Here is a 12766-nt window from a genome sequence, read left to right as displayed (position 1 = left end):
GTCAGTCCCCCGGGCGCACGAGGCCCGTCTCGTATGCGAGGACGACGAGCGCGGCGCGGTCGCGCGCGTCGAGCTTGGTGAGGAGGCGGCTCACGTAGGTCCGCGCGGTCGCGGGACTGACGAACAGGGCACGGGCGATCTCGTCGTTGGTCAGACCCCGGCCGACGTGCTCCAGCACCTCGCGCTCGCGTGCCGTGAGGGACTCCAGGCGCCCGGCGTCGAGAGCGCGCGGGGTGCCCTCGGCCGCGGCGCGCATGACCGACGCCGTGATCGCCGGGGACAGGAGCGAGCCGCCGTCGGCGACGACGCGGATCGCCGACCGCAGGTCCCCCGGCGAGACGTCCTTGAGCAGGTACCCGACGGCGCCCGACCGGATCGCCTCGACGACGTGCTCGTCCTCGTCGAACGTCGTGAGGACGAGCACCCGCACCGCGTCGAGCGCAGGGTCGGCGACGATCGCCCGCGTCGCCTCGAGGCCGTCCGTCCCGGGCATGCGGATGTCCATGAGCACCACGTCGGGACGGTGCTCCCGGACCCTCGCCACGCCCTCGCGACCCGTGCCGGCCTCGGCGACGACCTCGACGTCGCCGTCGTGCACGGCGAGTGCCCGCAGCCCTGCGCGCACGAGCTCCTGGTCGTCGACGATCACGACGCGGATCACGGCGCCAGCCTCGCCGGGAGGTCGGCGCTCACCACGAACCCGCCCCGCGCCCCGTGCCCCGCCTCGAGCCGGCCCCCCAGGAGAGCGGCACGCTCGACCATCCCCGCGATGCCCTGACCCGCACCGACGTCGGTCGCTGCGGGCACCCTCCCCGTCTCCGTCGGCCCGGTGGCACGGGTCCGGTCGTCACCGCGGGCGCGGTGCCCGACGCCGTCGTCGGCGACGCGCAGGAGCAGGCGCCCGTCGACGACGTGCGCGCTCACCGCCGCACGTCGCGCGTCGGCGTGCCGCAGGACGTTCGTCAGGGACTCCTGGACGATCCGGAACGCCGCGGCGTCGATCGCGCCGTCGAGCGCGCCGGCCGGGACGTCGACGTCGAGCTCCACGTCGAGGCCCGTGGCGCGCGCGGGCCGGACGAGCACGTCGAGCCCTGCGAGCGACGTGGAGCCGCGCGGGACGGCGTCGGGCAGCGGACCGCGCAGGACCTTGACGGTCGTGCGCAGCTCGCGCAACGCCGCCGACGCCGCGTCCCCGACCTGGCCGAGCGCGGACCGTGCCGCGTCGTCGTCCCTCCCCACCGCCTCGCCCGCGACGTTCGCGTGCAGCGCGACGACCGCGAGGTGGTGGCCGAGGACGTCGTGCAGGTCCCGCGCGATGCGCACGCGCTCGGCCTCGAGCCGACGGTCGGCGGCCTGCGCCTGCTCCGCCGCGGTGAGGAGGCGCACCCGTTCGGACTGCTCGCGCGCGGCCCGCGTGAGCCGGACCGCGACGCCGAGCGCGATCGCCGCCGCGACGAGCGCGACGTTCGTCACGAGCTCGTACCCGTACAGGTAGGTGACGGGCTGGCCCTCCGCCACCCGGAAGTACGCGGCGACGGCCACGAGCACCGCCCCGGAGCCGACGGCCCACCACGTCCGCCCGAGCTCCGCCGCCGAGTAGAGCGCGGCCACCGCCGGCAGGGCCATCCCGATCACGGGCAGCCCGAGCGCGTAGTAGGCGAAGATCCCCAGCACCGTGAGCACGAGCATCGTGCGCGGGGCCAGACGCCGGATCGCGACGAGCGCCCCGAAGCCGACCGCGAAGACGTACGCGAGGGGCCCCGACTCCCCCGGTCCGTCGAAGTCCGCCGCGATGACGACGGCGATCGCGAGCGTCATCGCGACCGCGAGCACGCCGTCCGTGAGGCGCGGGTCGACGCCGGGACGCGCACCCGCGGCGGTGACCGCCCGGCTGCGCACCGAGGCGGGCTGTGGCGCACTCATGCCGCCAGCGTACGGAGCCGGGCACCCCGAGGCATCAGCCCCCGGTCTCAGGGTGGTGTCGCCCCCGGGCGACACCGGTCGTCGCCGGACTGCGACGGGCCGCGGCGGAAACAGCCGACCGGGGCCCGATGTGACGGGTCGGGCGCCCCCGGCATCGTCGGGACCATGACATCTCCGAGCCCTGCTGCCCACCCCGCACACCCCGACGACGACACCCCTCCGACCGATCGGCTCTCGTGGCCCACCGTGCTCGGCCTCGGCTCGATGGCCCTCCTGTGGCCGCTCACCGGCCTGCTCGGCCTCGGCAGCGGCGCGCCGCGCGCGCTGACCATCCTCGGTCTGACGGCGCTCGTGTGGGTCGCCGTCGTCGGCCTCGGCCGCGTCGCGCGCCCGGTCCTCACCCTCACGCTCGCCGGGCTCACGTTCGGCGTCGTCGCGGCGGTCGTGTCCGCGCTCGTCGGGCTCGACGGCGACCGGGCGGCCTGGACGCTCGTGCCCGCGCTCGCCCTGGACACGTTCTGGGGCTTCGCGGCCGGCGCGCTCGCGGCGGCCGTGCAGCGCGCGCGAGCCGGGGTGACCCGGTGAGGCCTTCGCGCCGCCGCGGCGGTCGCCCGAGGGCGGCGCTCGCGACCGCGGCCGTGGTCGCCGCGTCGGGCCTGCTCGCCGGGTGCGCCCTCGCGCCGTCGGTCCATCCCGTCCAGGAGCAGGAGTTCACGACCGCGCTCGCGATCCCGCCGCTCGCGCCGTCGCGCGTCGTCGACGGCACGCGCGTGTTCTCCCTGACCGCCCAGGAGGGCACGACGTCGTTCCTGCCCGGCGTCGAGACCCCGACCTGGGGGTTCGACGGCTCCTACCTCGGTCCGACGCTGCGGGCCGCCCGGGGCGAGCGCGTCGCGGTCGAGGTGACGAACGACCTCGACGAGCCGACGAGCGTCCACTGGCACGGCATGCACCTGCCCGCCGCGATGGACGGCGGACCGCACCAGGAGGTCGCGCCCGGCGAGACGTGGCGACCGACGTGGACGATCGACCAGCCCGCCGCGACGCTCTGGTACCACCCGCACCCGCACGGTGCGACGGAGGAGCACGTCTACCGCGGGCTCGCGGGGTTGTTCCTCCTCGACGACGACGCGTCGGCCACGGCGTCGCTGCCGTCGGAGTACGGGGTGGACGACGTCCCGGTCGTCGTGCAGGACAAGGCGCTCGACGACGACGGACGGCTGGACCTCGACGGCGCCGGCGAACCGGGGATCCTGGGCGACGTCGTCCTGACGAACGGGACGGTGGGCGCGTACCACGGCGTGACGACGGAGCGCGTGCGGCTGCGCCTGCTCAACGGCTCGACCGCACGCACGTACCAGCTCGGGTTCGCCGACCGGGCGATGGACCTCGTCGCGACGGACGGCGGGCTGCTCGACGCGCGCGTCCGGCTCGACCAGGTGCGGCTCGCGCCGGGCGAGCGCGCGGAGGTGGTCGTCACGATGGCGCCGGGCGAGACCACGCGCCTGCACTCGTCCCCCGCCGACCTCGGGGGCGTCGCCGCGTCGTTCGCGATGGGCGGCAAGGAGGCGTTCGACGTGCTCGAGCTGCGGGCCGCGAACGTGCTCGCGCCGTCACCCGAGCCGGCGTGGGAGCCCTCGAGCCACGCCGCGACCGATGCCCTGCATGCCGAGGACGCCGCGGTCGAGCGCTCCTTCGAGCTCGCGGACCGCGAGATCAACGGCCGCCGGATGGACATGGGCCGTATCGACGAGACCGTCACCGTGGGCGACACCGAGGTCTGGACGGTGCGCAACGCGCACCCGGTGCCGCACAGCTTCCACGTGCACGACGTGCAGTTCCGCGTCCTCGACGTCGACGGCGAACCGCCGCCGGCGGTGCTGACGGGCCCCAAGGACACGATCTACCTGGAGCCGAGCCGGACCTACCGCCTGCTCCTGCGCTTCGACGACTACACCGACCCCGACGTGCCGTACATGTACCACTGCCACATGCTGCGGCACGAGGACGAGGGCATGATGGGCCAGCTCGTCGTCGTCGAGCCGGGCGGGTCGGCGGGCGAGATCCCGGCGCTCGAGGGGCTTGCGCACGAGGGGGCGTCCCGCGTGAGCGCGGCGCACGACGACGCCGTCCCGGAGCCCGGGAGCGGTCCTCGTCGGGTGCCGGGCGCCGGCCTGGACGACGCCGGGAACGGGCACCACGGCGGCTGACCGCCGACGCCCCGACGTGTCCGGTCGGCCCGCCTGGCGCAGGCGGGCCGGTCGGGTCAGTGGTGCTCAGCCGTCGCGACGTCGCTCGTGGAACGCCTCGTCCGCGACCTGCGCCGTCCGCATGATCGACTCGAGCATCTCGCGCGGCGAGACGAGCGCGTCGGTCGTCTCCGACGGCTCCGGCACGCCGTCGAGCTCGCGGACCTCCTCGTGGATGCGCTCCATCGTCGTGTCGAGCGTCGCGGCGACGTCCGCGGCGAGCTTGAGGGCGTCCGTGAGGTGGCTCGGGACCTCGCGCTGGTACTTGTAGTAGATCTTGTGCTCGAGACTCGCCCAGAAGTCCATGGCGATCGTGCGCAGCTGGATCTCGACGACCACGTCCTCGACCCGGTCCGAGAGGTACACGGGCACCTGGACGATGAGGTGCAGGCTCTTGTACCCGTTGCCCTTCGGGTGGGCGATGTAGTCGCGCTCCTCGAGGACGGTCATGTCGCCCTGCCCGGCGAGCATGTCCCGCACCCGGTAGATGTCCGAGACGAAGCTGCACGTCACGCGGACACCCGCGACGTCGAGCATGCTCTCGCGCACGCCCTCGGGCGTGAGGGGGATGCCCTTGCGCCGGGCCTTCGCCAGGATCGAGTCGATCGACTTGAGCCGCGACCCCACGTGCTCGATGGGGTTGTAGTCGTGGATGTGGCGGAACTCGTCGCGCAGCACGGTGATCTTCGTCATCACCTCGTCGATGCCGAACTTGTAGGTCATCATGAGGCGCCGGAGCTCCTGCACGCGCGGAGCCAGGTCCGCGGGCAGGGGCCGGTCGACCGTCGTCTCGTGCGTCACGTGCGTCCTCTCGCCGGTGCGGGCTGCGCCCGCGGGCGCGTCGGCGGCGCGCCTCTCCCACTGTCCCACGACCGCAGAGCGCCGTCGGTTCCCGTCGGGGACCACCGTGCGGAGTCCGTCCGCGACCTCTTCGCGGCTCCCCCGCATCCCGCGCGGACCTCCGCGGACCCGCGTGCCCACGGCCCGACGCGCGGGGGCCCGGCTCGCGCGCCACGATGACCTCATGTCCCCCGCACGGTCCGCCTCCTCGAGCGGCTCCTCCGGTCAGACCGTGACCGTCGACGGCCACCGGCTCAAGGTGACGAACCTCGACAAGGTCCTCTACCCCGCGACCGGGACGACGAAGGCCGACGTCCTCGCCTACCTCGCGTCCGTCGCCGACGTCATGCTCCCCCACTGCGCGAACCGCGCCGCGACGCGCAAGCGCTGGCCCGACGGCGTCGACGGCCAGGTGTTCTTCCAGAAGAACGCCGGTCAGGGCGTCCCCTCGTGGGTGCGCACGCGGCGCATCGAGCACAAGCACAGCGTCAACGACTACGTGCTCGTCAACGACCTCGCGACGCTCACGTGGCTCGGGCAGACCGGTTCCCTCGAGCTGCACGTGCCGCAGTGGCAGTTCGGACGCACCGGCGTCCACCTCGACCCGGACCGCCTCGTGCTCGACCTCGACCCCGGTCCCGGCGCCGGGCTGCCCGAGTGCGCGGAGGTAGCCCGCCTCGCGCGGCAGATCCTCCAGGGCATGGGCCTGGACCCCCACCCGGTGACGAGCGGCTCCAAGGGCATCCACCTCTACGCCGCGCTCGACGGCAAGCAGGACGCCGCGGCCGTCTCCGCCGTCGCGCACGAGCTCGCGCGCTACCTCGAGGCCGAGCACCCCGACCTCGTCGTCAGCGACATGAAGAAGTCGCTGCGCGGCGGCAAGGTGCTCGTCGACTGGAGCCAGAACAACGGCAACAAGACGACCATCGCCCCCTACTCGCTGCGCGGGCGCGAGCACCCCACGGTCGCCGCGCCCCGCACGTGGGACGAGCTCGACGACCCCGACCTGCGACACCTCGACGCGGACGAGGTCGTCGAGCGCGTGCGCACGATCGGCGACCCGCTCGCCGCCCTCACGGCCGGCCACCTCTCGGCCCTCGAGCCCACGCCCGAGCGCATGGCGACGTTCGAGCGCAAGGGTGCCCCGGCGTCGGGCAGCGGGAGCACACCCGCCCGGGCCGACAGGTTGGCGCCCTACCGGTCGATGCGCGACGCCGCCAAGACCCCCGAGCCGGTCCCCGCCGACGCTCCCCCGACGAGCGACGGCATGAGCTTCGTCATCCAGGAGCACCACGCGCGCCGTCTGCACTGGGACTTCCGGCTCGAGCACGACGGCGTCCTCGTCAGCTGGGCGCTGCCGCGCGGCGAGCCGACCGACCCGAAGAAGAACCACCTCGCCGTCCAGACGGAGGACCACCCCCTCGCGTACGGAGCGTTCGAGGGATCGATCCCGAAGGGCGAGTACGGCGCGGGCGAGGTGACCATCTGGGACGCGGGGACCTACGAGCTCGAGAAGTGGCGCGACGGCGAGGAGGTCATCGTCACCCTCCACGGCGAGCAGCACGGCACCCGCCGCCTCGCCCTCATCCACACGCGCGGCCGCGGCGGCAAGGACGAGGAGAACAACTGGCTCATCCACCTCATGGCCCCGAAGGGCGCGCCGGGTCGTGGTGGGGGCGCGGCGGACGGGGAGGGGGCGCCGGGTCTACCATCCGCGGCTCGTCCCTCGCCGCTCCCGCCAGACCCGCCACGACCCGGCGCCCCCTCCCCGTCCTCCGCTTCGTCGTCGGTCACCGAACCGTCGCGAGCCCGCACGGACTGGCGACCCATGCTCGCTACTGCCGGGATCCCGTCCGACTTCGCCGACGGCGCCGGCGCGTGGGCGTTCGAGATGAAGTGGGACGGGTTCCGCACGCTCGCCGAGGTCTTCGCGGGGTCGGTGCGGCTGATCAGCCGGTCGGGCAAGGACATGACGGTCACGTACCCCGAGCTGCAGGCGCTCGCCGAGCAGGTCCCGGCGGAGGCGCTGCCCGTGGTGCTCGACGGCGAGATCGTCGCGCTCGACGCCCAGGGGCGCCCGAGCTTCCGGCGGCTGCAGCAGCGCGCGAACATCGCGAAGCCGGCGGACGTCGCCGTCGCGCGGCGCAAGGTGAAGGTCGACGTCATGGTGTTCGACGTCCTCGAGTCGGGCGGACGGTCGCACGCGAAGCGGCCCTACGACGAGCGCCGGGAGATCCTCGAGGAGCTGCTGGCGGGGGCACGTGCGCCGGTGCACGTGCCGCCCGCGTTCGACGGCGACCTCGACGCCGCGATGGGGACGTCGAAGCAGCTCGGGCTCGAGGGCGTCGTCGCGAAGCGGCGGGACAGCACGTACGTCGTCGGCCGGCGCTCGCAGCAGTGGCTCAAGCTCAAGCACGCCCGCTCGCAGGAGGTCGTCGTGGTGGGGTGGCGGCCGGGCCACGGGGACCGCACGCACCTCATGGGCTCCCTCCTGCTCGCCGTGCCCGACGACGGCCGGCTGGTCTACGTGGGCCGCGTCGGCTCGGGCTTCACGGACGGCGAGCGCCGCGAGCTCGTCACGGAGCTCGGGAAGATCGAGCGGACGACGCCCGCCGCAGTCGGCGTGCCGCGCGAGGACGCCCGCGACGCCCGGTGGGTCTCGCCGCGGCGGGTGGCGGAGGTCGTCTACGGGGACTGGACGGGGCGGCCCGAGGGCGGCGCCGAGGACGTGGCCGACGGTGACACGCCCCTCGGCAAGCTGCGTCACCCGGTGTGGAAGGGCTGGCGGCGGGACAAGTCGCCGGACGACGTCGTGGTCGAGCTGCCTCCGGCGTGACAGGGCACGAGAGGCGTTGACTCCCGCACCAGGGCACGGGACCGTGGGCGCGTCCGTGGTCACCCTCGACGCTGGAGACGCGCACCGTGCCTGATACGACGACCGACGGTCCCGAGACCGGCCCACCGCCCCGCGTGCCTCCTCGCTGGTTCGTCCGGACGGCGTGGGTGGTTCACCGGGCCTACTACCGCGTCACCGGGGGGCGGCGTGGGCTGTGGCGTCCTCGGCCCGCACGGTGGGGCACCCTCCTGCTGCGCACCGTCGGGCGGCGTTCGGGCCGGGAGCACGCCGTCATCGTCGGCTACCTCGAGGACGGGCCGAACCTCGTGACCCTGGCCATGAACGGCTGGGCGGCACCCGAGCCCGCGTGGTGGCTCAACCTCCAGGCGTTCCCCGACACGACCGTCGTGCTCCAGGGCGAGACGCGCGCCGTGCACGCCCGTGCGGCGCGTGGTGCGGAGCGCGACCGGCTCTGGGCGCAGTGGCGCGCGCTGGACGAGAAGCTCGACGGCTTCGCGGCCCGGCGGCCGACCGAGACGGCGGTGGTCGTGCTCGAGCCCCGGCGCCACGGGAACGACGCCTGACGTCGGCTCAGGTTTCGGCGCGGCCTGAGGATCGACGCGGCTCAGGGTTCGGCGCGGCTCAGGGCCGCTGCCTCGCGCGACGTCCGCAGGTGCGCGACGGCATGCTCCGCGGCGGCGTCGGCGTCGCGCGCTCGGACGGCGTCGAGGAGCACGCGGTGCTCGTCGACCATCTCCGCAAGGTCCTCGTGCTGGCCGAGGAGCCAGCGCACGCGGCTCGCGGTGACGGCGGTGATCTCGTCGAGCATGGGGTTGCCCGCCGCCGCGAGCAGGGCCTCGTGGAAGTCGGCCGCGGCCCGGCGGGCGGCGGTCGCGTCGCCGCGGGAGGCGGCACCGGCCTGGCGCGCGAGCGCGGCGTCGAGGGCGGCGAGCGCAGCAGGGTCGTGCCGTTCCGCCGCCCGACGCGCGGCCAGCTGCTCGAGCGCGGACCGGACCTCGAGGAGATGCTCGACGTCGCCGTCGGTGAAGGTCCGCACCACGGCCCACGTGCGCGGCCGGGGCGTGACGAGCCCTTCCGCGACGAGGACGCGCAGCGCCTCGCGCACCGGGACGCGGCTCACGCCGAGCTCGGCGGCGAGGTCGCGCTCGACGAGGCGGCTGCCGGGAGCCCGTGCGCCGTCGACGATCTGGTCGCGCAGCACCTGCTCGACGCGTCGGGCCTCCGGCTCGAACGGGCCGTCCGACGGCGCGCCGCCCTCGTCGGGGCGTCCCGCGCCCGTGCTCTCGGCGGTCATGCGTCCCATCCTCCCGGAGGTCCGTCGGTGCCGGTCCCCGGGCGCTCCGGATCGGCTCGGCCTCGGTCGCCCTCGATCGCAAATGGTATACCATCCGTGGATGTCGTCGTCCCGTCCGTCCGCTGCGAGCACTGCCGGTCGCGCCACCCGAGGCCCCGCCAGAAGCACCGCACTCACCACGTCGCTCGGCACGTTCCTCGCCGCCGTCGCGCTCACGGTGGTCGCGGCGTGCTCGACGGGGAGCACGACCGGGAGCGTGACCGAAGACCCGGCCGGAGCAGCCTCCACGTCCCCGCCCGCGAGCACGCCCGACGAGCCCACGCCTGCGCCCGACACCGCCGCGGCCCCTGACCCGACGGAGCTGACGGACCCGGCGGAGCCGCGACTCCTGCTCGCGACCGAGGCGGAGAGCGACGGGCTCGCGGTCGTCGACCCGACGGTGCGCGAGGGCAGCGCCGTCGTCGCGCGCGTCGTCGTCGGCCCGGCGCCGTGGGGCGTCGCGACGCACGGCCGCACGGCGTACGTCGCGACCGCGCAGGGCGTCGCCGTCGTCGACCTCGACGCGCTCGTGCGCACGGACCTCGTCCCCTATCGCGACTCTCCGTCCCGGGTCGGCTACGGCGAGTACCGCCGCGGCGGCATGGGCATCGCCGTCTCTCCCGACGGCGCGCGCGTCCACGTCGCGGTGCACCGCGGCGACGACTCGACGCTCGAGACGATCGACCTCGCATCGCGCGAGGTGGTCGCGAGCACGCCCGTCGGGCTGCGGCCCTTCGACGTGCTCGTCTCGGCCGACGGCAGCGAGGTCTACACGGTCGACCACGACGAGTTCTCCGTGCACGTCGTCGACACCACGACGTTCGAGGCGCGGCGCATCGAGGTCGCGCCGTTCGGCACCGAGGACGGGCTCGCGTCGTTCGAGAAGCCGCACTACGCCGTGCTCGACGACGACGGCACCCTCCTCCTGCCCTACCAGGGCAGGGTCCTCGTCCGGCTCGACCCGGCGACCGGTACGACGACGAGCGTCGCGTCCTCGGCCGACAGCCACCAGCACGGGGTCGCCCGCACGCCCGACGGCCGCGTCGTCGTCGTCGGCAACGGACCGTTCGGGAACGCGGTCGGCGGACCGAACGTCGCGGTGCTCGACCCGGCGACGGGCGAGGAGCGCGTCGCGCCGCTCGCACGCCGGCACGAGACCGTGACGACGTGGACAGACCCGGAGACGGGCGCGCCCCGGGCCGTCCTCGCCGGCGGGTACACCCAGGCCGAGGCGTGGGACGGCGCGACCGTCGTCGACCTCACGACCCTCGAGACGTACGAGATCCAGATCCCCGGGCGGCCCCAGGTGGTCGTCCCGCTGCCGGAAGGAACCGACCGATGAGCACCCCCGACCGCACCGCCCCGACGACGCCCCTCTCGCGATCCCTGACCGTGCTGCGCGACGTCCGCCCGTGGGGCGGCGAGCATGTCGACCTGCACGTCGCCGACGGCCGGATCGCCGCGGTGACGCCGCACGACCCGGCCGGGCCCGCGGCGTCGGGCACAGCACGCCCTGCCGACGACCCGGGCGGCGCCGACGGCGTCGTGGACGGACGGGGCCTGCTCGCGCTCCCCGGCCTCGTCAACGCGCACGCGCACGTCGACAAGAGCTGGTGGGGCAAGCCGTGGGTGAGCTACGGCGGCGAGGCGACGACGCAGGGTCGCATCGCGCACGAGCGGGCGCACCGCGACGAGCTCGGCATCCCCGGCGTGGACGTCACGCTCACCGTGCTGCGTGAGCTCGTCCGGCACGGCACGACGGCGATCCGCACCCACGTCGACGTCGACCTCGGGCTCGGGCTGCGCGGCATCGAGGTCGTGCGCGAGGCGCTCACGGAGCTCGGCGGTGCGGTGCACGCGGAGATCGTCGCGTTCCCCCAGGACGGCGTGCTGCGCCGACCCGGCGTGCTCGACCTCCTCGACGCGGCCGCCGTGGCGGGCGCCGAGCACGTCGGCGGGCTCGACCCGGCGTCGATCGACCGCGACCCGGTCGGCCAGCTCGACGGGCTCTTCGCGATCGCGGAGCGCCGGGGCGTCGGGATCGACGTGCACCTGCACGACGGCGGCGAGCTCGGCGCGTTCCAGGTCGAGCTGATGATCGACCGCACGCTGCGCGCAGGCCTGCATGGCAAGGTCAACGTCGCGCACGGCTTCGCGGTGGGGCAGCTGCCCGCGTCGCGCCAGGCGGACCTCGTCGCCGCGATGGGCGCGGCGGGCATCACCATGACCACGGTCGCCCCGATCGGCGCCGCCCCCCTGCCGCTGCACGCGCTGCGCGAGGCCGGGGTCGCCGTCGGGCTCGGGACCGACGGGATCCGCGACCTGTGGTCCCCCTACGGCACGGGCGACCTGCTCGCCCTCACGACCCAGCTCGCGCGCCTCTCGCGGTTCCGCCACGACGACGAGCTGGTCGCCGCGGCCCGGATCGCCACGGCGGACGCCGCCCGATTCGTCGGGCGCGACGTGCACGACCTCGTCGTGGGCGCGCCCGCGGACGTCGTGCTCGTCGACGCCGAGAACGTCCCCGACGCCGTCGTGCGCGCCCCGCGTCGTGCGCTCGTCGTGGCCGGCGGCCGCGTCGTCGCGCGCGACGGCGACGTGCTCGTCTGACGCGTCCCCGCTGCGGGACGGCACGGACCGGGCGCGTGGACGGCGGTCCTCCTCGGACCGCCGTCCACGCCTCGGGCGCTGTCGACGCGTCAGGCGAGCGGCGCCGTCGTGCGGGCGTGCTCGAGCGCCCAGTCGAGCGCGTGGTCGGCGACCGCCTCCCAGCCCGGCGCGGCGCACGTCCAGTGGTCGCGCCCGGCGAACTCGTAGTACTCGGTGACGGCCGGGCTCTTCTCCCAGTGCTTGGCGTTCGACCGGTTCACCGAGGGCGGCATGATGTGGTCCTTCTCGCCGCCGATGAACAGCAGGGGCGCACGGTCCGCGGAGTAGTCCACCCACGTGTCCTGGTGGCCGGGCTTGAAGTTCGCGATGAGGCCGTACTCCCAGACCCACGAGCCCGGCGCCGGGATGGCGTACCGGTCCCACACGGCGCGCGACTCCTCCGCGGAGAGCGTGTTCGTGAACGCGTAGTGGAACTCCTCCGGCGTGAACCCGACCGCGCGGTGCCGGTTCGCGGGGTTGCGCAGCGCCGGGAAGAGCGAGCGCGCCTGCGACGGCGGGTTGACGCGCACGCCCTCGGTGGGCGCCGAGTCGACGACGACGGCGGCCGCACCGAGCCCGCGAGCGAGCAGGAGCTGCGTGAGCGTCCCGCCGAACGAGTGGCCCATGATGATCGGCGGCGCGTCGAGCGCCTCGATCACCCCGGCGAGGTGGTCGACGGTCTCCGGGACGGTGAGGTCGGCGATGACCTGCGGGTTCTCCCGCAGCGCCTCCACCTCGATCTCGAAGCCCGGGTAGCCCGGGGTGAGGACACGCATCCCCTTCGCCTCGTAGTGCTCCACCCAGCCCTCCCAGCTCCGCGGGGTCATCCAGAGCCCGTGGACGAGGACGACGGTGCTCGGCCCGGGCGCAGCGCCCTCGGGTCCTGCGCCGGACGTGGTGCTCTCGGTCATGGTG

General features: G+C 74.8%; 11 protein-coding genes. 6 read left to right on the top strand and 5 right to left on the bottom strand.

Annotated elements, in window-relative coordinates; all coding sequences use genetic code 11:
- Position 1: 1 nt before the first annotated feature.
- Together ACZCLJ_RS01015 and ACZCLJ_RS01010 are read right to left on the bottom strand one after the other, a co-directional pair.
- Positions 2 to 661 (bottom strand): response regulator, encoded by a 660-nt coding sequence (locus ACZCLJ_RS01015; RefSeq protein WP_463105170.1) that lies wholly within the window; start codon positions 659 to 661, stop codon positions 2 to 4.
- Positions 658 to 1923: a sensor histidine kinase gene (locus ACZCLJ_RS01010; protein ID WP_463105169.1), complete on the bottom strand. Its 1266-nt coding sequence runs from the start codon at positions 1921 to 1923 to the stop codon at positions 658 to 660. The genes ACZCLJ_RS01015 and ACZCLJ_RS01010 overlap by 4 nt, the downstream gene beginning before the upstream one ends.
- 165 nt (positions 1924 to 2088) lie before the next feature.
- Here ACZCLJ_RS01010 and ACZCLJ_RS01005 point away from each other — a divergent pair, with 165 nt between their 5' ends.
- Positions 2089 to 2508: a hypothetical protein gene (locus tag ACZCLJ_RS01005; RefSeq protein WP_463105168.1), complete on the top strand. Its 420-nt coding sequence runs from the start codon at positions 2089 to 2091 to the stop codon at positions 2506 to 2508.
- Entirely contained in the window at positions 2505 to 4133 is a 1629-nt protein-coding gene (locus ACZCLJ_RS01000; protein ID WP_463105167.1) for a multicopper oxidase family protein, read from the top strand. Before ACZCLJ_RS01005 ends, ACZCLJ_RS01000 begins: the two co-directional genes overlap by 4 nt.
- A 66-nt stretch (positions 4134 to 4199) precedes the next feature.
- On the opposite strand, the gene ACZCLJ_RS00995 is transcribed toward ACZCLJ_RS01000, so the two are convergent.
- The gene (locus ACZCLJ_RS00995; protein ID WP_251151883.1) at positions 4200 to 4898 is read right to left on the bottom strand and encodes a GTP pyrophosphokinase; all 699 of its coding nucleotides are present in this window, start codon (positions 4896 to 4898) and stop codon (positions 4200 to 4202) included.
- 298 nt (positions 4899 to 5196) lie between these two features.
- Between ACZCLJ_RS00995 and ACZCLJ_RS00990 the strand changes: the two genes are divergently transcribed.
- Entirely contained in the window at positions 5197 to 7848 is a 2652-nt protein-coding gene (locus tag ACZCLJ_RS00990; RefSeq protein ID WP_463105166.1) for an ATP-dependent DNA ligase, read from the top strand.
- A gap of 167 nt (positions 7849 to 8015) precedes the next feature.
- A complete protein-coding gene (locus ACZCLJ_RS00985; RefSeq protein WP_463105165.1) occupies positions 8016 to 8432 on the top strand; it encodes a nitroreductase/quinone reductase family protein in 417 nt (138 codons plus the stop codon).
- Between the two features lie 41 nt (positions 8433 to 8473).
- On the opposite strand, the gene ACZCLJ_RS00980 is transcribed toward ACZCLJ_RS00985, so the two are convergent.
- Complete coding sequence (locus ACZCLJ_RS00980; protein ID WP_463105164.1) at positions 8474 to 9163, bottom strand: GntR family transcriptional regulator; 690 nt, start codon at positions 9161 to 9163, stop codon at positions 8474 to 8476.
- Positions 9164 to 9263: 100 nt separating this feature from the next.
- Between ACZCLJ_RS00980 and ACZCLJ_RS00975 the strand changes: the two genes are divergently transcribed.
- Complete coding sequence (locus ACZCLJ_RS00975) at positions 9264 to 10544, top strand: YncE family protein (protein ID WP_463105163.1); 1281 nt, start codon at positions 9264 to 9266, stop codon at positions 10542 to 10544.
- Entirely contained in the window at positions 10541 to 11812 is a 1272-nt protein-coding gene (locus tag ACZCLJ_RS00970) for an amidohydrolase (RefSeq protein WP_463105162.1), read from the top strand. Before ACZCLJ_RS00975 ends, ACZCLJ_RS00970 begins: the two co-directional genes overlap by 4 nt.
- Before the next feature lie 89 nt (positions 11813 to 11901).
- On the opposite strand, the gene ACZCLJ_RS00965 is transcribed toward ACZCLJ_RS00970, so the two are convergent.
- Positions 11902 to 12762 carry an alpha/beta hydrolase gene (locus tag ACZCLJ_RS00965; RefSeq protein ID WP_463105161.1) on the bottom strand — a complete coding sequence of 287 codons (861 nt, stop codon included), beginning with the start codon at positions 12760 to 12762 and terminating at the stop codon, positions 11902 to 11904.
- Positions 12763 to 12766: the final 4 nt, after the last annotated feature.

The organism is Cellulosimicrobium sp. So1_17, assembly GCF_055181235.1.
This window is presented reverse-complemented; position numbering and strand designations above follow the sequence as displayed.

Excerpts from the sequence above, each read along its gene's own strand:
- ACZCLJ_RS01010 (WP_463105169.1), bottom strand. The coding sequence starts at position 1,923 with ATGAGTGCGCCACAGCCCGCCTCGGTGCGCAGCCGGGCGGTCACCGCC.
- ACZCLJ_RS01005 (WP_463105168.1), top strand. The coding sequence starts at position 2,089 with ATGACATCTCCGAGCCCTGCTGCCCACCCCGCACACCCCGACGACGAC.
- ACZCLJ_RS00995 (WP_251151883.1), bottom strand. The coding sequence starts at position 4,898 with ATGATGACCTACAAGTTCGGCATCGACGAGGTGATGACGAAGATCACC.
- ACZCLJ_RS00990 (WP_463105166.1), top strand. The coding sequence starts at position 5,197 with ATGTCCCCCGCACGGTCCGCCTCCTCGAGCGGCTCCTCCGGTCAGACC.
- ACZCLJ_RS00980 (WP_463105164.1), bottom strand. The coding sequence starts at position 9,163 with ATGACCGCCGAGAGCACGGGCGCGGGACGCCCCGACGAGGGCGGCGCG.
- ACZCLJ_RS00975 (WP_463105163.1), top strand. The coding sequence starts at position 9,264 with ATGTCGTCGTCCCGTCCGTCCGCTGCGAGCACTGCCGGTCGCGCCACC.
- ACZCLJ_RS00970 (WP_463105162.1), top strand. The coding sequence starts at position 10,541 with ATGAGCACCCCCGACCGCACCGCCCCGACGACGCCCCTCTCGCGATCC.
- ACZCLJ_RS00965 (WP_463105161.1), bottom strand. The coding sequence starts at position 12,762 with ATGACCGAGAGCACCACGTCCGGCGCAGGACCCGAGGGCGCTGCGCCC.